Origin of the sequence: Streptomyces sp. FIT100 (assembly GCF_024584805.1) — a bacterium.
In the GTDB taxonomy this organism is placed as follows: domain Bacteria; phylum Actinomycetota; class Actinomycetes; order Streptomycetales; family Streptomycetaceae; genus Streptomyces.
Window position 1 is genome coordinate 7,262,164 of sequence record NZ_CP075715.1, and the last position, 16,613, is coordinate 7,278,776.

15 protein-coding genes, 1 tRNA gene and 2 pseudogenes are annotated in these 16,613 nt (G+C 72.0%); 14 read left to right on the top strand and 4 right to left on the bottom strand.

Annotated features, from left to right (window positions below; translation table 11 throughout):
- Window positions 1-165: 165 nt before the first annotated feature.
- The 3 genes from KK483_RS32420 (at window position 166) to KK483_RS32430 (ending at window position 2,122) form a co-directional block, all read left to right on the top strand.
- Window positions 166-1,380, top strand: a complete 1,215-nt coding sequence (locus tag KK483_RS32420) for a helix-turn-helix transcriptional regulator (RefSeq protein ID WP_262008771.1) — start codon at window positions 166-168, stop codon at window positions 1,378-1,380.
- Window positions 1,381-1,505: 125 nt separating this feature from the next.
- The gene (locus KK483_RS32425) at window positions 1,506-1,928 is read left to right on the top strand and encodes an ATP-binding protein (RefSeq protein ID WP_262009787.1); all 423 of its coding nucleotides are present in this window, start codon (window positions 1,506-1,508) and stop codon (window positions 1,926-1,928) included.
- Entirely contained in the window at window positions 1,925-2,122 is a 198-nt protein-coding gene (locus tag KK483_RS32430; RefSeq protein WP_262008772.1) for a hypothetical protein, read from the top strand. The genes KK483_RS32425 and KK483_RS32430 overlap by 4 nt, the downstream gene beginning before the upstream one ends.
- A 119-nt stretch (window positions 2,123-2,241) precedes the next feature.
- Here the strand turns inward: KK483_RS32430 and KK483_RS32435 are convergent, their stop codons facing one another.
- Entirely contained in the window at window positions 2,242-3,129 is an 888-nt protein-coding gene (locus tag KK483_RS32435) for a DUF4190 domain-containing protein (protein WP_262008773.1), read from the bottom strand.
- Between the two features lie 54 nt (window positions 3,130-3,183).
- Window positions 3,184-3,566, bottom strand: a pseudogene (locus KK483_RS35570) (hypothetical protein); the annotation flags it as partial.
- On the opposite strand from KK483_RS35570, the pseudogene KK483_RS32440 reads away from it, so the two are divergent.
- The 7 genes and pseudogenes from KK483_RS32440 to KK483_RS32470 all read left to right on the top strand — a co-directional run.
- Window positions 3,564-3,752, top strand: a pseudogene (locus KK483_RS32440) (saccharopine dehydrogenase); the annotation flags it as partial. The pseudogenes KK483_RS35570 and KK483_RS32440 overlap by 3 nt on opposite strands.
- A gap of 133 nt (window positions 3,753-3,885) precedes the next feature.
- Window positions 3,886-3,963: transfer RNA gene (locus KK483_RS32445), tRNA-Trp, on the top strand.
- 122 nt (window positions 3,964-4,085) lie between these two features.
- Window positions 4,086-5,744 (top strand): FAD-dependent oxidoreductase, encoded by a 1,659-nt coding sequence (locus KK483_RS32450; RefSeq protein ID WP_262008774.1) that lies wholly within the window; start codon window positions 4,086-4,088, stop codon window positions 5,742-5,744.
- On the top strand, window positions 5,741-7,195 hold the full coding sequence (locus tag KK483_RS32455; protein WP_262008776.1) for an ATP-binding protein: 1,455 nt from the start codon (window positions 5,741-5,743) through the stop codon (window positions 7,193-7,195). Before KK483_RS32450 ends, KK483_RS32455 begins: the two co-directional genes overlap by 4 nt.
- A 92-nt stretch (window positions 7,196-7,287) precedes the next feature.
- A complete protein-coding gene (locus KK483_RS32460) occupies window positions 7,288-7,650 on the top strand; it encodes a UBP-type zinc finger domain-containing protein (RefSeq protein ID WP_262008778.1) in 363 nt (120 codons plus the stop codon).
- Window positions 7,651-7,683: 33 nt separating this feature from the next.
- On the top strand, window positions 7,684-8,760 hold the full coding sequence (locus tag KK483_RS32465) for an NAD(+)/NADH kinase (protein ID WP_262008779.1): 1,077 nt from the start codon (window positions 7,684-7,686) through the stop codon (window positions 8,758-8,760).
- Between the two features lie 180 nt (window positions 8,761-8,940).
- Entirely contained in the window at window positions 8,941-9,231 is a 291-nt protein-coding gene (locus tag KK483_RS32470) for a DUF1876 domain-containing protein (RefSeq protein ID WP_262008780.1), read from the top strand.
- Window positions 9,232-9,343: 112 nt separating this feature from the next.
- On the opposite strand, the gene KK483_RS32475 is transcribed toward KK483_RS32470, so the two are convergent.
- Window positions 9,344-9,805, bottom strand: a complete 462-nt coding sequence (locus tag KK483_RS32475; protein ID WP_262008782.1) for a Crp/Fnr family transcriptional regulator — start codon at window positions 9,803-9,805, stop codon at window positions 9,344-9,346.
- Between the two features lie 242 nt (window positions 9,806-10,047).
- Between KK483_RS32475 and KK483_RS32480 the strand changes: the two genes are divergently transcribed.
- Window positions 10,048-11,679: an adenosine deaminase gene (locus KK483_RS32480; RefSeq protein WP_399016260.1), complete on the top strand. Its 1,632-nt coding sequence runs from the start codon at window positions 10,048-10,050 to the stop codon at window positions 11,677-11,679.
- Here the strand turns inward: KK483_RS32480 and KK483_RS32485 are convergent.
- Window positions 11,657-12,100 (bottom strand): rho GDP-dissociation inhibitor, encoded by a 444-nt coding sequence (locus KK483_RS32485; protein WP_262008783.1) that lies wholly within the window; start codon window positions 12,098-12,100, stop codon window positions 11,657-11,659. The two genes, KK483_RS32480 and KK483_RS32485, sit on opposite strands and share 23 nt — an antisense overlap.
- A 96-nt stretch (window positions 12,101-12,196) precedes the next feature.
- On the opposite strand from KK483_RS32485, the gene KK483_RS32490 reads away from it, so the two are divergent.
- The 3 genes from KK483_RS32490 to KK483_RS32500 all read left to right on the top strand — a co-directional run bounded on the left by KK483_RS32490 (window position 12,197) and on the right by KK483_RS32500 (window position 16,529).
- The gene (locus KK483_RS32490) at window positions 12,197-12,613 is read left to right on the top strand and encodes an STAS domain-containing protein (RefSeq protein WP_262008784.1); all 417 of its coding nucleotides are present in this window, start codon (window positions 12,197-12,199) and stop codon (window positions 12,611-12,613) included.
- 6 nt (window positions 12,614-12,619) lie between these two features.
- Window positions 12,620-13,195: an ATP-binding protein gene (locus KK483_RS32495; protein WP_262008785.1), complete on the top strand. Its 576-nt coding sequence runs from the start codon at window positions 12,620-12,622 to the stop codon at window positions 13,193-13,195.
- Between the two features lie 295 nt (window positions 13,196-13,490).
- Window positions 13,491-16,529 carry a HAMP domain-containing protein gene (locus tag KK483_RS32500; RefSeq protein WP_262008786.1) on the top strand — a complete coding sequence of 1,013 codons (3,039 nt, stop codon included), beginning with the start codon at window positions 13,491-13,493 and terminating at the stop codon, window positions 16,527-16,529.
- The last annotated feature ends 84 nt before the right edge of the window (window positions 16,530-16,613 follow it).

Below are 16,613 nucleotides of genomic sequence, written 5' to 3' on the forward strand. Positions count from 1 at the left end.
TCCGACGCCGTCCGCAACGACAGGGGGTCGGAGCGCACGTTGGGGGAAAGACAGATCGCTGTGCCCGGCCCGCCTCAGGCGCGGTGTTGTTCGCCCGGCCTGGTCCCACGTTGCTCCGGCAAGCTTCCGAGCTGCTGACGAAGCGTGGCAGCGTACGGTGGCAGCGTGGCGAACGAAGACCTGGGGCGGACCCTGCGGCGCTTGCGCCGTCTGGCAGCCCTGACGCAGGAAGAGCTGGCCGAGCGTTCCGGCGTGTCAGTTGATGTGATCCGCCAGCTCGAACAACGGCGTAAGCACTCGGCACGCCTCCCCACGCTGCACGCACTGGCGAACGGTCTCGGCGTGGAGCTGACCACGCTTCTCGGTGATCCGCCTGCGGTCTCCTCGACAGGCGAGAACGACGGACCGCGCTTCGTGGCCGTGCGCCGCGCCATCATGCCCGCGCTCTGGGGGCCGGAGCCGGAGCCACCAGGGCCTGGCTTCTCGTTGGAACGTCTGCGCGAGCAGATCGCGGACGGTTGGACGCAGTACCACGCCGCTGAGTTCGACACGGTGATGAAGGCACTGCCGGACTTGATCGCGGACGCGCGCACCGCCACGGCCTCGGGTGACGACGACGACCGCAGGGCCGGTTTCGCAGCCCTGGGCAAGGCACTTCAGCTCGCCGGACACGTCGCCGTGCGCATGGGCAAGACGGACCTGGCCCTGACGAGTCTGGAGCGCGCGATAGACGCTGCAGGACAGTCCTCTGACCCGCTGCTTCTGCCGATGATCGTCAACTCCACAGCGTGGACGTACCAGCGGCAGGGTCGGCTGGAGGACGCGTTGAGCATCGCGCTTCGAGTCGCCGACGACCTGGCGACCGCAGGCCGAGTCGAGACTGCCGATGGCCTGAAGGTGTGGGGCGCGTTGACGATGAGCGCCGCCACCTCGGCCGCGAGGAGCGGCGACTACGAGCGCGCGGCGACAATGATGGAGACGGCGGAGAAGGAAGCCGCCCGAGTCTCGAAGATGCCCGAGGGCGGCGACAACCGCATGGTCAGCGTCTTCAGCCCATCATCGGTCCGTATCGAACGTGTCCGGCTCGCTGTTCAGTACGGGCACCCGCAGGACGCCTTGACGCTGGCCAAGGGTATGAGGCTGAGCAAGGACACTCCGCCGTCGTGGCGGACGTGGCTTCTGCTGGACGTGGCCCGAGCCCACACGGACATCGGGGATGCTGCCGGGGCGGTGAAGACCCTGGAGTCCCTGCGCCGGGTGGCGCCGACGTGGATGCAGCACCACACGTTGGCAGTGGCGATCGTGCGCGACCTGTGGGCACTCCCCAATCACCCATCGGGACTCAGGCCGTTGGCGGAGTTCCTGGGAGTCAGCGAATAGCGTGCTGAAAGTGGGACGTTGCGCCCCTGTCGGCGTCCCTGGCCTTTCGCTTGCATGAGAGGACAGTGCCCCGGCGACCGCGCGAACGGCCCCGGGGCTTGGCCGATCTGAGAGAGCAGACCGACATGCCGCAACCTACAACGCAGGCGCGTCCTACCGGCTGTCCCGGGTACAGCGAGACCCTGCCGCGTGAGCCGGAGAGCGCCGCCGCCGCGCGCCGCTTAGTGCGCGTCGCGCTCGTCGTCTGGGGTCTGGACGACCTGGCCGACGACGGTGCTCTCATCGTCTCCGAGCTTGTGTCCAACGCCGTCCGGCACGCTCGGAGGGAATCCATCCGGCTCACCATCGATCGGCCCGGGGCGGTCCAGGTCTGCATCGGTGTTGTGGACTTCTCGAAGGTGCCCCCTGCGCCCAGAACGTCGGGCGACGAGGACGAGGGCGGGCGTGGCCTCGCGCTCGTGAATGAGCTGGCCGATCGCTGGGGCACCGAACTGCTGCCATGGGGTAAACGGGTGTGGGCGGAGCTGCATGGCGGTGGGGGAGCGTGAGCGGCGAACGGAAGCCACGGGTGGGCGACCTGATCCACGACGAGGACGCCGACCGGCACGGTGTCGTCACGGACGTGCGCGGCGGCGCCGTCTGGGTGCTGCGGCCGGAGTCCGGTCCTGGGCAGTGGACTTCCCGCCACCCCGAGCGGCTGGCCGTGGTGACGCCTCGCGAAGGGATGCTGGACCGTTTGTAGATGCACGGAAAGCCCCGGCTCGGTGATGCACCGGCCGGGGCTTCGCCGCACCACGCTGCCCCTTACGCCCTCCGGGGAACGGCGCCGCCACCGGCCGAGTTACCGCCCGGCGCGCCGGATCAGTTCGGTCCGGACCAGTAGGCGTCCGCCCATCGCTCCGCGTCGGGGCTGAACTCGACCTCGATGCTGTCCGCCGCGTCGGGCGGCAGCGAGAAGGCGTACTTGCCGATGGCCTGCTTGCCGGGGAGGACGTAGCCGGTGATGACCTTCTGGCGTCCGCTTCCGTCGATCACCAGTTCCGTGGAAGCCCCGTTGGCGTCGTTGACGTTCGGCAGGCCCGTCTCGACCGACAGCCGCTCCTTGCCGGTGTTGACGACGGTGACCGTCACCTCGACGGCCTTGTTCCCCTTCGCGTGGCCGAGTACGAAGTCGTCCGGGACGAACGGCTGAGGCTTGGCCACCGAGACCTTCAGACCGTTCCCGAACGTGTACGCCTCACCGAACGACAGGTGCCGGGCCTTCTCCTCCGCCTTCTCCCTCTCGGCCTCCGCGGACGCCGACGCCTCCACCGCGTCGGCCTCGGCACGAGCGTCCTCGGCGACCTGCTTCACCGTCAGCACCGCGAACACCCCACCGCCGACGGCGAAGAGCAGACCGGCCACGCCCAAGGCCACACCGGCCAGTGCCATCGCCCTGTTGGTGGCCAGCCCCTTGCGCGCGTGGCTCAGTCCGACGAGGCCGAAGACCACGGCCAGCAGGGCGGGCAGCCAGGACATCCAGAACAGGACGACGACCAGACCCAGGACCACGCCGACGATGCCGAGCACCAGGGCCGTGACACCCATGCCGTTGTGGGGCTGCGGCGCCGGCATCGGGTGCGACGGCCAGTGCGGAGCGGCGGCCGGGTCCGACGGCCGGGGACTCCACGGATCCTGGGCGGCCGACTCCTGGTCCACAGGATTCTGGTCCACAGGATTCTGATCGCCGGGCGGAGCGGGCATGGTCATACGAAGTCCTCAAACAGGTCGAATCTGACGATTCGATGACACTATCAGCAGCTTTTACCTTTTCCTTACCCCATATCGTGATGCGCTCGCGCTGCGGGGGATCGCGCGGCGCCTGTCACCCCGTGGAATGGGCCACCGGCTACGGGCGTTGGAGTCGTTCCCGCTGTCGTCCGGGCCGGTGAGAGGCCGCGAGCGGAAGGCGAGGTGGTACGTGTCCGGGGTACGCCGACCGCGAGGTTGGGGTGCCGGCGCAGCGTCGTGGCCGTGCCCTTGCCGCTGGCCGCCGCGATGACGTCGACGCTGTTGTCAGTGGTCTCCAGCAACTCCTGGGCATGGCGGATCCGTTGAGTCGGCAGCCGTGGCAGCGGCGACGTCCGGGTCACCGACCTGAAGTGGCGCCCCAGGTCCTCCACGGTCAGCGGCCGGGTCTCCTCCTCGGACACCCGGACACCCGGACACCGGCCGCGGCAGACGAGCACGGGCGGTCCGCGCAGACCTTCCTCGTCGACGTCGTCGTGCGCTCCGGCGGCAGGCAACGGCGCGCAGTCGCGTGGGGCCGGGACAGCTACGCCGTCACCGCGCCGCTCGTGGTGGAGGCGGTCGACCGCATCCGCACCGGACGCCACCAGCACGGTCGCCGTCCCCCTCCGCGCGCCGTCCTCGGACATGTCCGCGTATGGCCCTTGAGCCGGGCTTCGGTCCGGAGAAACTCCGTGGCGCCGTCGGTGCCTTCCCTGCCAGGGTGAGCTGCATCGAAGGGGTGTAGCTCAGCCCGGCCAGAGCAGCGGACTCCAAACCCGCACGCCGCAGGTTCGAATCCTGCCGCCCCTGCCACAAGCCCGTCCGCCCGGCCCACCCCAGCCCGACGGGGCCCGACGGGGCACGACGGGGCCCGGTGGGCCGCCCGGTGGCCCGCCCGGTGGGCGGACCGGGCGGAGCGGGCGCATGATGAGGTGATGTCGAAGCCGGCGATTCTGACCGTCGACGACGATCCCGGTGTGTCCCGGGCCATCGCCCGTGACCTGCGGCGCCGCTACGGCGACCGGTTCCGGGTGCTTCGCGCCCCCTCGGGCGAGGAGGCCCTCGAAGCCCTGCGCGAGGTCAAGCTGCGCGGCGAGCCGCTCGCCGTGATGATCGCCGACTACCGCATGCCCGCGATGAACGGCGTGCAGTTCCTCGAAGCGGCGATGGACCTCTTCCCCCTGGCCCGCCGTGTGCTGCTGACCGCGTACGCCGACACCGGGGCGGCCATCGACGCGATCAACGTCGTGGACGTCGACCACTACCTCCTCAAACCGTGGAGCCCTCCGGAGGAGAAGCTCTACCCCGTCCTGGACATGCTGCTGGAGCTCTGGGAGACGGCGCCCGACCCGGGGGCCGCCGAGACGCGGATCGTCGGGCACCGCTGGTCGGCCCCCTCGTTCGCCGTACGGGAGTTCCTCGCGCGCAATCTCGTCCCGTACCGGTGGATCGCCGCCGACGAGCCCGAGGGGGCCCAGCTGCTGGAGGCGGCAGGCGTCACCGCCGCCGACGTACCCCTGGTGATCACGGCCGACGGCAAGGTGCTCCTCGCCCCCACCGAGACGGAGCTCGCGGAGCGGGTCGGCCTGCGGACCAGCCCGGCCGCCGACTTCTACGACGTCGCCGTCATCGGCGCCGGCCCCGCCGGGCTCGGGGCGGCCGTGTACGCCGCGTCCGAGGGCCTGCGCACGGTCCTCGTCGAGCGCAGCGCGACCGGCGGACAGGCGGGACAGAGCAGCCGTATCGAGAACTACCTGGGCTTTCCCGACGGTGTCTCCGGAGCCCAGCTGACCGAACGGGCCCGGCGGCAGGCAGCCCGCTTCGGCACCGAGATCCTCAGCGCGACCGAGGTGGTGGCGCTGGAGGCGGCGGGGGCGGGGCGCGTGCTGCGGTTCGGCGGCGGCGCCTCGATCGGCGCGCACACCGTCGTCCTCGCCACCGGGGTCTCCTACCGCAGGCTCACGGGGGCGAACCTGGACTCCTTCGCGGGCGCCGGGGTCTTCTACGGCTCGGCGTCCTTCGAGGCGGCCGGCTGCCGGGGCGACGACGTGTACATCGTCGGAGGCGCCAACTCCGCCGCCCAGGCCGCCGTCTTCTTCTCCCGCTACGCCTCGCGCGTCCATCTGCTGGTCCGCGGGGCCGACCTCACCCACTCGACGTCCCACTACCTGATCCAGCAGATCGAGGCCGTCCCCACCATCGAGGTCCATCCGTACACGGAAGTGGCGGCGGGCGACGGCGAGAAGCACCTGCAGCAGCTGACGCTGCGCGACAACCGCAGCGGTGAGCCGACGACGGTCGACGCGTCCTGGCTGTTCGTGTTCATCGGGGCGGAGCCGCAGACCCAGTGGCTGGACGGGGTGGTCGCGAGGGACGGGCGCGGCTTCGTCCTCACCGGCCCGGACCTGCCGGAGGCGGGATCGCGCTCCGCCCGGTGGCCGCTGGTGCGCGCCCCGTACCACCTGGAGACCAGCGTGCCCGGGGTCTTCGCCGCAGGGGACGTGCGCGCCGAGTCGGTCAAGCGGGTCGCGTCCGCGGTGGGCGAGGGCGCCATGGCGATCACCCTGGTGCACCGCTATCTGGAGGCGCAATGACCACCCCCGAGGTCACACCGGTCCAGCGGCTCGGCCCGGACGAACTGCGCACCCTCTTCCTCTTCGAGGCGCTCGACGACGACCAGTTGTCCTGGCTGGCCGAATGCGGGCGCGTCGAGTCGCGCAAGGCATCGGAGGCGGTCTACTCGCAGGGCGAGAACGCGACGTGCTTCTTCGTCCTGCTCAGCGGCACCATCATCCTCAGCCGCCGGCTCCACGGCGACGACATCGAGCTGACCCGCACCGACCAGCGGGGCGCCTACGGGGGCGCGTCGCAGGCGTATCTGGGAGACCGCGTCGACCAGGTGTACTCCAGCACGATGCTCGCGGTCACCGACGTCGAGCTGTTCGTGCTGCCCGCGGTGAAGTTCGCCACCGCCGTACGGACCTGGTTCCCGATGGCGCTGCACCTGCTCGAAGGGCTGTTCCTGGGGACGCAGGCGAGTAACATCATCATCGGCGAGCGCGAGCGGCTCGTCGCCCTCGGCTCACTGACCGCGGGACTGACCCACGAGCTGAACAACCCCGCGGCCGCCGCGGTACGCGCCACGCAGACGCTGCGCGACCGCGTGACCGGAATGCGGCACAAGCTCGCGCTCGTCGCGGACGGCCGCGTGGACGGCACCCGGCTGCACCAACTCGTCGAGATGCAGGACGCCGCGGTGCGGCGGGCCGCCGACGCACTCCAGCTGTCGGCGATCGAGAGCGCCGACGCCGAGGACGAACTCGGCGAGTGGCTGGAGGAGGCGGGTCTCGACCGGGCCTGGGACATCGCTCCCGTCCTGGTCGCGGGCGGTATCGACGCCGCGTGGCTGGCCGACGCCACGGACGGGCTCTCCGATGACAACCGCCGGGCCGCGATCGGCTGGCTGATGTACACCGTGGACACCGAGATGCTCATGGGCGAGATCGAGGACGCGGTCCGGCGCATCTCCGGACTGGTCGACGCCGCCCGCCAGTACTCCCAGCTCGACCGCACCGCCCAGCAGCCCGTCGACATCCACGAACTCCTCGACGCCACCCTCGTCATCCTCCGCGCCAAGTTCCCCGCGGACGTGCGTGTCGTCAAGGAGTACGACCCCGGCCTGCCGCCCGTCCCCGCCTACGGCGCCGAACTCAACCAGGTGTGGACCAACCTCATCGACAACGCGCTGTCCGCGATGGACGGCAGCGGCACCCTGACCCTCGCCACCTCGCACGACGACTGCCACGCGTACGTGGAGATCAGGGACACCGGAACCGGCATCGATCCCGACGTCCGGCCCCGCATCTTCGAGCCGTTCTTCACCACCAAGCCGGTCGGCCAGGGCACCGGCCTGGGCCTGGACATCTCGTACCGGATCGTCGTGAACAAGCACGGCGGCGACATCCGCGTCGAGTCCCACCCCGGCGACACACGGTTCCGCGTCTCGCTCCCGTTCGCTCCCAGGGAGGCGACTGGCGATCAGTAGTGCCCCAGGGAGAGCCTGAGGAGTGAGTCCGAAGAGGAAGAGTGAAGAGTACGGGACCACGGGGGGGCGAACCACGAGCGAGGAGCACAGCCATGGCACGTGAACGGATCCCCGGGATCAACCCGGCCGCACGGCCCAGCGGCGACGGCTGCACGGAATGCCTCGCGAGCGAGGGAACGGGCTGGTGGTTTCACCTGAGGCGGTGCGCCGAGTGCGGTCACATCGGCTGCTGCGACTCCTCGCCGGGGCAGCACGCCACGCGGCATGCCAACGAGTCGGGCCACCCGTTCCTCACCAGTTTCGAGCCCGGCGAGAACTGGTTCTGGAACACGCGCACGGAGGAGTACCTCGAAGGCGGCCCGGACCTCGCCGAGCCGCAGTCCCATCCGCTCTCGCAGCCGGTGCCCGGACCTGCGGGCGCCGTCCCCGCCGACTGGGAGCGGCTGCTGCACTGAGGCCCGCCGGCGCACGGGGGCGAGGAGGCAGACATGTCAGTGGCACGAGTCGGACTCGTCGTCCACGAAGGGCGTCCGGAAGCCCTCGCAGCGGCCCGTGTGGTGCGGGACTGGTGCGAGACCCACGACGTCCGCTGCACGGACATCGACGTGTGGCGCAGGGGCGAGCAGCGCCACGGGGCCCAGGAGGAGCTCGACGCCGCGGGCGACCCCGACCTCATCGTCACCCTGGGAGGGGACGGCACGTTCCTGCGCGGCGCCCGCCTGGCCGCCCAGAACGACGCCCTCGTGCTCGGCGTCGACCTCGGCCGCGTGGGCTTCCTGACCGAAGTGCCCGTCCAGGACGTGCGCCTGGCACTGGACGCCGTCCACGAGGAACGCGTCACCGCGGAGCACCGCATGCTCCTCGCCATGCGCGCCTCCTGCCCCCTGGAGCTGCCCGAGGACATGGAAGCCCTGATGCGCTACGGCCGCGGCCCGCTCCTGCCGCCGCCCTGCGTCCGCCCGGAATGCAAGACGGGCGGGGGCTGGGGCATCGCCCTGGACGCGACCGCGCTCAACGACGTCGTCCTGGAGAAGCTGACGCGGGACCACCAGGTGTCGGTCGGCGTCTACCTCGCAGGCCGGCTCCTGGCCGCGTACTCCGCCGACGCGCTCATGGTGGCCACCCCCACCGGCTCGACCGCCTACAGCTTCGCCGCCGGCGGACCGGTCATCTCGCCGCGCGCCGAGGCGCTGGTCTTCACGCCCGTCGCCCCCCACATGGCCTTCAACCGCTCCGTCGTCGCCGCCCCCGACGAACCCATCGCCCTGCGCCTCCTGGAACGCTCGGGCCTCGCGGCGGTGAGCCTCGACGGCCAGCTGCGCGGCGTCCTGCGGCCCGGTGAGTGGATCGGCGTCTACGCGGCACCGCGCCCGCTGCGCGCCGTCAGGCTCGGGCCCACGGACTTCTACGGGCGCCTGCGCGAGCGCATGCGTCTGACCGACGCCCCGGCCGCAGCCGCCGACGGGGAGGCCGCACCCCTGTGGCCGCTGTCCACCCCTGCGCCGCCCGATCTGGAGCACCTCAGCCTGCCGCCGCTGCGGACAGACGCGTATCCGCTGCGGTAGCGCTGGCGGGGGCATCCCCTGGGTCGGCGGACCGGCGGACCGGCGGCGCGGGCGCCCGGGCAGGCACGGAGCCCGGCGCCTCGTTCGGGACGCGGACGACGCCGCCCGGAGGGATCCTGGATGGCAGGGCCCCACGGGCGGCGACACCGCCCGCACGGGGCGCGGCTGAGGAGGTACGCCATGACGCGGACGGTGGAGTGGCAGGTCGGCCTGGTGCTCGTCGAGGAGGACGGCACCACGCGGGCGCAGGCGGTCCTGGACACCGGTGCCACGACCTACACGGGGCACGGGGTCGCCCGATGCAACCCGCAGGACGTCGACGTCCCCGAGATCGGTGACGAACTCGCCGCGAGCCGCGCGATGAAGGACCTCGCGACCCAGCTGATGCGTGTGGCCAACCGCGAGCTGGAGAGCATCGGGGCGGGGCCCGAGGGCGGGGTGCCGTACGGCTGGCCCGAGGCCGCGACGTAGCGCGGGCGACGTAGCGCGGCACCGCCCGAGGAGCGCGGTACGGCCCGGCGCGGAGGCGTCGGGCCTGAAGGGGTCGGGCCGGAGGGGTGCCGGAGAAGTCTGGCCCGAAGGGTCAGATCGTGAAGCCGCTGCCGTACGGGGCGTACAGGTCCAGCAGGCGGATGCGCGTCGCGTGCAGCCGGTGAGCGAGCACCCTGCCGACCCACTGCCCGATCGCCGAACCGAACCGCGGATCGGCGTCCATCATCATGCGGACGGTCAGCGCGTCGAACTCCTGCGCACGGACGGGCGTCATCGCCTCCGCGCCCAGTTGCCACACATAGGGCGGGAACAGCCATGACCAGCCCACGAGTTCACCGAAGCCGAGGTTCTCGATCACGGCGGGACGCCGCCCCGGTATCGGCATGTGCAGGGTGACCGTGCCGGACCTGATGATCCAGAAGCGTTCGGCCCGATGGCCCTCCTCGAAGACGTGGTCCCCCTCGGCGAACTTGACGTCGTCGGCGATCTCCAGCAGCCGGGCACGGTGCTCGGCCGACAGGGCGGCAGTCATACGGATGGAAGAGTTGCTCATCTGGGCCTCCGTTTCGAGCGCCGGATCACCTCCAGCGTCGCACGGCGCCGCCCGGTGCGCGGCGCCCGGGACCGTACGGAACTGGGACCGGTCCGGCCGTCCCGCCCGGCGGCCTCACACGCGGGGGTGAACGCCCTGCCCGTTCCGCTTGTCGGCCCGGGAAGCGCGTGCACGGCCGACGACCATATGGCGTGATCTGCGCACCTCGCCGGGCCCCGCGCCCGCTCCGCCCTGTCCGTCCGCTGCGCACTGTCCGTCCACTGCGCCCCGCCCTTCCCGCCGCCGGTCTCGCCTGCCTCGCCGGTCTCGCCGTACTGCCCTCGCTGGCCCCGCTGCCCGCGCCGACCGCCGCCGCACGGCAGCCCGGCCCTTCCGCACCGCGGCCGGTGTCCGGCGCGGAGCGGCGCGTGTCCGCGTACCTGGAGTCCGTACGGGACCGGCCCGAGGCGCTGCGCGCCTTCTTCCGCGCCCTGCCCAAGGGCGGCGATCTGCACAACCACCTGTCCGGCGCGGCGGCCACCGAGTTCCTGATCCGGCTCGCGGGCGAGGACGGCCTCTGCATCGACCTGGCCACGACGACCGCGGTGCCGCCGCCGTGCGGTGCGGGAACGCGCCCGGCGGCCGACGCCGCGACCGATCCGGCGCTCCACCGGACGATCCTGCGGGCCTGGTCCATGCAGGACTTCCCGCCCGGACAGCCCGGCCACGACCACTTCTTCGCCACCTTCGAGAAGTTCGGTGCGGTGAGCGAACCCAACCGCGGCAGGCTGCGCGCCGATGTCGCCGCGAGCGCCGTGGCGCAGAACCAGCTCTACCTGGAGTCGATGGTCACCCCCGTCGCGGCCGGCGCGCAGCGCCTCGCGGAGGCGGTCGGACACGACGACGACCTGCGGGCCCTCCACCGCAAGCTGCTCGCGGGCGGCCGGATGGACCGGCTCGTGGCCGAGGCGCGGCAGGAGGCCGACGCGGCCGACGCCCAGTTCCGCACCGCCGCCCGCTGCGAAACGCCCAGTCCCGCACCGGCCTGCGACCTGCCGGTGCGCTGGATCTCCCATGCGTACCGGGGGAGTTCACCGGAGATGGCCTTCACCCAGCTCGTCCTCGGCATGCGGCTCGCCGAGCGCGACAGGCGCTTCGTGGGCGTGAACCTCGTGCAGCCGGAGGACTGGCCCGTCTCCCTGCGCGACTACCGGCTCCACATGCGGATGACCCGCCTGCTGCACCGGATCTATCCCGGCGCGCACATCACCCTCCACGCAGGCGAACTGGCCCCCGGGCTCGTCAAGCCCGAGGAGCTGACCTTCCACATCCGCGAGGCGGTGCTCACCGGACGCGCCGAGCGCATCGGCCACGGCGTCGACCTGCGCCACGAGGACGACCGGCGGGAACTCGCCCGCACCATGGCACGCCGCGGGATCGCGGTGGAGACGCCGCTCACCAGCAATGCGCAGATCCTCGGCGTGTCGGGCGCCGAGCACCCCTTCCCCACGTACCGGCGCTTCGGCGTCCCGGTCGTCCTGGCCACCGACGACCCCGGGGTCTCGCGCACCGACATCAGCCACGAGTACGAGCGTGCCGCCGTCACCTACGGCCTGCGGTATCCGGAACTGAAGGACCTGGCGCGCGCCTCGCTGGAGTACGCCTTCCTGCCCGGCCGCAGTCTGTGGCGGCCGGGAACGGTCCGGCCGGGGGACCGGCCCGCGCTCGCCGCCCCCTGCCGGCGTGAGCTGCCGGGTGAGAGGACGCCCCGCCCGTCCTGCGCACGGCTGCTGGCGGAGAGCCCCAGGGCGGAGCTGCAGTGGCGGCTGGAGTCGGCGTTCGCGGCGTTCGAGGACGCGGGCCCTCAGGGGGTCACTGAGGCCAGTCCTTCGTGATCTCCAGGCCGTGTGTCACCCGGCCGAGCTCCTGGCCCGCACCGTTGACGAAGGTGCCGGTGCACTCGTAGGTGCAGCGGGCCAGATGCCCCGTCGGGAGGTGCTCCGGCGGCAGGACGACCTCGTACGGGCCGCCCGGCCGGTAGTCGCCCAGATGGGTCTCACGGTGGCCCATCGTGACCCCCTCGCGACTGCGTTCGTCGATGAACTTGAGCCCCTCGACGTCGTGCCGGGCCCGTACGGAGAAGTCCAGCCGCACCCGGAACTCCGCGCCTTCCCGCAGGCTCACCGTCGTGGGCCGCGCCCGGCGCCCGGCGGCCTGGTCGTCCGGTCCATCCTGCGCCAGCGGGACGGGGATGTCGGGGTGCCCGTCCACCTGGATCGTCACGGCCAGCAGCTCGAAATCGCGGGATGAGTTCATCGGGTACGCCAGCTTTCGCCGCTCGTGGTGAGGAGGGCCGACAGAGGGGCCGCTTCTCAGCGTAGGGCCTGATCCGAACGCCCGGCCGCGGGTGCCATGCGCCGTCAGGGCGGCGGTGTCATAGTCGTCGGTGTGGAGAGCACCGGAGCAGAGGGCGGCCGGTTCGGCGTCGAGGTACGGCCGGGTCCCGACCCGGACATCGTGGTGGTCGCGCTCACCGGCGAGCTCGACCACGACACCGCCGAGCCGCTGCGGGCCGCTCTGGACGAGGGGATCGCGAGCGGTGCGCGCAGACTGCTCGTGGACTGCTCCGAGCTGCTGTTCTGCGACTCGACGGGCCTGAACGTGCTGCTGCACGCCCGCCTCGCCGCCCAGGAGACGGACGCCAGGGTCGAGCTGGCCGCGCTGCGCCCCCAGGTCGCACGGATGTTCGCGATCACGGGCGCCGGAGCGGTCTTCCCCCGGCATGCCAGCCTCGGCGAGGCGCTGGCGGCACGGCCGCGGGAGGAGTAGGCAACCGTGAGCGCGGCCCTTCCGGCACCGGGGCAGACCCGCAGACTCGTCCTGTCCGGGCCCCGGGGCGCGGTCGGGCGCTGCCGCGACTTCAGCCGCGCCGCGCTCGCCGACTGGGGGTGGCTGCCGGACAGCGGGGCGGACGTCGATCCGTACGCCCGGAGCGAGCCGCCCGGGAAGGCGACCGGGAAGGCGACGGAGAAGGCGCTCGACGACGCGTTGGACGACACCTACGACGAGGCGGACGCCTACGACGAGGCGGACGACGAGGTGTACGAGGCCGACGAGCGGCTCGCCGTCGCCGAGGACGTCCTCATGGTCGTCTCCGAACTGGTCACCAATGCCTGTCTGCACACCGAGGGTCCGCAGGAGCTGGTGCTCCACTGCACGCCCGAGCGTCTGCGTATCGAGGTGAGCGACGACAGCCCCGTACCGCCGCGGCCCCGCCCCCACGCGGACCCCGCCCTCCCCGGCGGCCACGGGCTCGTCGTGCTCGCACGCCTCGCCCGCGCCTGGGGCTCGGTGCCCCGCGGCACCGGCAAGACCGTATGGGCGGAGATCGCCGCGCCGCGCCTCCCCTAGGGCGTGTTGCGAAAGTCCCGTCTGCGCGGCGGCGTCTGGCACGCACGCTCGCGGCGTTGTCGGTCGTCGGCGCAGCCCGCTGCGCTCTCCTTCCTCCGCCTTGCGATCGCACGCACCAGACGCCGCCGCGCCCGCCCTACGGGCGGACGACGCTACTTTCGCAACACGCCCTAGCGGGCGTCCGGGCGTCCGGGGGCGACCGGGCGCCGTCCCGGGTGTCCGGGTGTCCCCCTGGGCACCCCGTGCGAGAGTCGAGAATGAGACAGGACGCCGAACGAGCGACACGAGGCCGGCGATGGACGCATCCGCTCACTCACGGGGCCAACCCTCCGAGGCTCACCCGGACCCCCGGTACCCCGGCCGTGCGGCGGAGGACCCCCGCCCGCCGGCCGCCCTCAGCGAGGAGGGCCTGCGCAAGCTCCTCGCGGGCCTGACGGCCGTGCGCGACGGGGACTTCTCCGCCCGGCTCCCGGACGACGCCGGGGGCATCATGGGCGAGATCGCCTCGGTCTACAACGGCATGGTCGACCAGCTCTCGCTCGTCACCTCCGAGGTGACCCGGGTCGCCGTGGAGGTCGGCGGCGAGGGCAGGCTCGGCGGCCACGCCCGCGTCAAGGGCGTCGGCGGTGTCTGGCAGGAGCTCACCACCGGCGTGAACACCATGGCCGACAACCTCACCTCCCAGGTGCGGTCGATCGCTCAGGTCGCCTCGGCCGTCGCCAGGGGCGACCTCACCCAGAAGATCCGCGTCGACGCCCGCGGCGAGATCCTGGAGCTCAAGGAGACCATCAACACGATGGTCGAACGGCTCTCGTCGTTCGCCGAGGAGGTCACCCGGGTCGCCCGCGAGGTCGGCACCGAGGGCGACCTCGGCGGCCAGGCGACCGTCCGGGGGGTGTCGGGCACCTGGAAGGACCTCACCGACAACGTCAACTCCATGGCGACCAACCTGACCAACCAGGTCCGCAACATCGCCCAGGTCACCACCTCCGTCGCGCGCGGCGATCTCACCCGCAAGATCGACGTCGACGCCCGCGGCGAGATCCTGGAGCTCAAGACGACCATCAACACGATGGTCGACCAGCTGTCGTCGTTCGCCGCCGAGGTCACCCGCGTCGCCCGCGAGGTCGGCAGCGAGGGCCGGCTCGGCGGCCAGGCCGAGGTCGAGGGCGTCTCCGGCACCTGGAAACGGCTCACCGAGAACGTCAACGAGCTCGCGGGCAACCTCACCCGCCAGGTCCGCGCCATCGCGGAGGTCACCAGCGCCGTCGCCGAGGGGGACCTCACCCGGTCCATCACCGTGGACGCGCCCGGCGAGGTCGGCGACCTGAAGGACAACATCAACGCCATGGTCGAGTCGCTGCGCGCCACCACCCGCGCCAACGAGGAACAGGACTGGCTCAAGACCAACCTGGCCCGGATCTCCGGACTGATGCAGTCGAGCAACGACCTCGAGGGCATCGCCGAGATCATCATGAACGAGGTGCCGCCGCTCGTCTCGTCCCAGTACGGAGCCTTCTTCCTGGCCGAGGAGGCGGCCGACGGCAGCGGCACCGAGCTCGTCATGACCGCCTCGTACGGCGCCCCGGCACCGGAGTCCCGGGCCCCCGCGCCGCCCGCCCGCATCCGGCTCGGCGAGTCCCTCGTCGGCCAGGCCGCGCTGAGCCGCCGCACCATCGCCGTCGACGATCTGCCGCCCGGCTTCGTCACCATCTCCTCCGGTCTCGGGGCCGGCGCCCCGGCCGCCCTGATCGTGCTGCCGATCGTGGTCGAGGAGCAGGTGCTCGGCGCGGTCGAGCTCGCCGCGCTGCGCCCCTTCGCCCGGACCCACCGCGACTTCCTGGAGCGGTTCATCGAGATGGTCGGCGTCAACGTCAGCTCGCTCATCGCCCACACCCGCACCGATGAACTGCTCGAACAGTCCCAGCGGCTCACGGCCGAACTGCGCGCCCGCTCCCAGGAGTTGCAGGCGCGTCAGGAGGAGCTCCAGCGCTCCAACGCCGAGCTGGCCGAGAAGGCGGCCCTGCTAGCCGACCGCAACCGCGACATCGAGCGGAAGAACCTGGAGATCGAGCAGGGCCGGGAGGAGCTGGAGGAGCGGGCCAAGCAGCTCTCGCGCACCTCGATGTACAAGTCGGAGTTCCTCGCCAACATGAGCCACGAGCTGCGCACCCCGCTCAACAGCCTGCTCATCCTGGCCCAGCTGCTCGCCCAGAACCCCGACGGCAATCTGTCGGAGAAGCAGGTCGACTACGCGGAGGTCATCCACTCCGCCGGTTCGGACCTGCTCCAGCTGATCAACGACATCCTCGACCTGTCCAAGGTCGAGGCGGGCAAGATGGACGTCCACCGCGAGCGGTTCCCGCTCCAGCGGCTGCTGGAGTACGTCGAGATGACCTTCCGGCCGCTGGCCGGCGAGCGCAACCTGGACTTCGAGGTGGTCACCGCCGAGGACGTGCCCGACGAGATCATGACCGACGAGACCCGGCTCCGGCAGGTGCTGCGCAATCTGCTCTCCAACGCCGTGAAGTTCACCGAGTCGGGCGGCGTGGAGCTGCGGGTCGAGCACGCCGCCGGCGCCGAACTGCCCCCGCAGCTGCGGGGTGTGCCGGTCGTCGCGTTCCGGATCAAGGACACCGGGGTCGGGATCGCGCCGGAGCATCTGGAGTCCATCTTCGGCGCGTTCCAGCAGGGCGCGGTGACCACGGGGCGGCGCTACGGCGGCACCGGCCTCGGTCTGTCGATCAGCCGCGAACTCGCCCAGCTCCTCAGCGGGGTCATCGTCGCCGAGAGCCGTCCCGGCGAGGGCAGCGTCTTCACCTTCTACGTGCCCGTCGGCGGCGAGCTGCCCGAGCAGCCGCCGCCGGGGCTCGCCGCACGGGCGCGCGCCGCCGGCCCGAGTGCCGCCGCCGGCCCGCACGGGACCGCTCAGGGACAGCGGCAGGGGCGGAACGGATCCCTGGCCGGGCGCGTGGTGCTCGTCATCGACGACGACGACCGGAACGTGTACGCCGTCACCGAGATCCTGGAGGCGGAGGGCGTCCGCGTCCTCACGGCCGACGACGGCCGCTCCGGCATCGAACTGCTCACCGCCCACCCGGACGTCGACCTCATCGTGATGGACGTGATGATGCCCGGCATGGACGGCTACCACGCCACAGCCGCCATCAGGAAGCTGCCGAGGTCCGCCGCCGTGCCCGTCATCGTGGTCACCGCCAAGGCGATGCCGGGGGACCGGGCCAAGAGCCTCGCCGCCGGGGCCAACGACTACATCACCAAGCCGGTCGACGCGTACGACCTCGTCGCACGGGTGCGCAAGTGGCTCCAGCGCTGAGCCCGGGCAGGCATGGCACGCGTGGCACGCGTGGCAGGGGCAGGGGCAGGGGCAGGGGCAGGGGCAGGGGCAGGGGCAGCGGGC

Excerpts from the sequence above, each read along its gene's own strand:
- KK483_RS32425 (WP_262009787.1), top strand. The coding sequence starts at position 1,506 with ATGCCGCAACCTACAACGCAGGCGCGTCCTACCGGCTGTCCCGGGTAC.
- KK483_RS32435 (WP_262008773.1), bottom strand. The coding sequence starts at position 3,129 with ATGACCATGCCCGCTCCGCCCGGCGATCAGAATCCTGTGGACCAGAAT.
- KK483_RS32450 (WP_262008774.1), top strand. The coding sequence starts at position 4,086 with ATGTCGAAGCCGGCGATTCTGACCGTCGACGACGATCCCGGTGTGTCC.
- KK483_RS32455 (WP_262008776.1), top strand. The coding sequence starts at position 5,741 with ATGACCACCCCCGAGGTCACACCGGTCCAGCGGCTCGGCCCGGACGAA.
- KK483_RS32460 (WP_262008778.1), top strand. The coding sequence starts at position 7,288 with ATGGCACGTGAACGGATCCCCGGGATCAACCCGGCCGCACGGCCCAGC.
- KK483_RS32465 (WP_262008779.1), top strand. The coding sequence starts at position 7,684 with ATGTCAGTGGCACGAGTCGGACTCGTCGTCCACGAAGGGCGTCCGGAA.
- KK483_RS32470 (WP_262008780.1), top strand. The coding sequence starts at position 8,941 with ATGACGCGGACGGTGGAGTGGCAGGTCGGCCTGGTGCTCGTCGAGGAG.
- KK483_RS32475 (WP_262008782.1), bottom strand. The coding sequence starts at position 9,805 with ATGAGCAACTCTTCCATCCGTATGACTGCCGCCCTGTCGGCCGAGCAC.
- KK483_RS32485 (WP_262008783.1), bottom strand. The coding sequence starts at position 12,100 with ATGAACTCATCCCGCGATTTCGAGCTGCTGGCCGTGACGATCCAGGTG.
- KK483_RS32490 (WP_262008784.1), top strand. The coding sequence starts at position 12,197 with ATGCGCCGTCAGGGCGGCGGTGTCATAGTCGTCGGTGTGGAGAGCACC.
- KK483_RS32500 (WP_262008786.1), top strand. The coding sequence starts at position 13,491 with ATGGACGCATCCGCTCACTCACGGGGCCAACCCTCCGAGGCTCACCCG.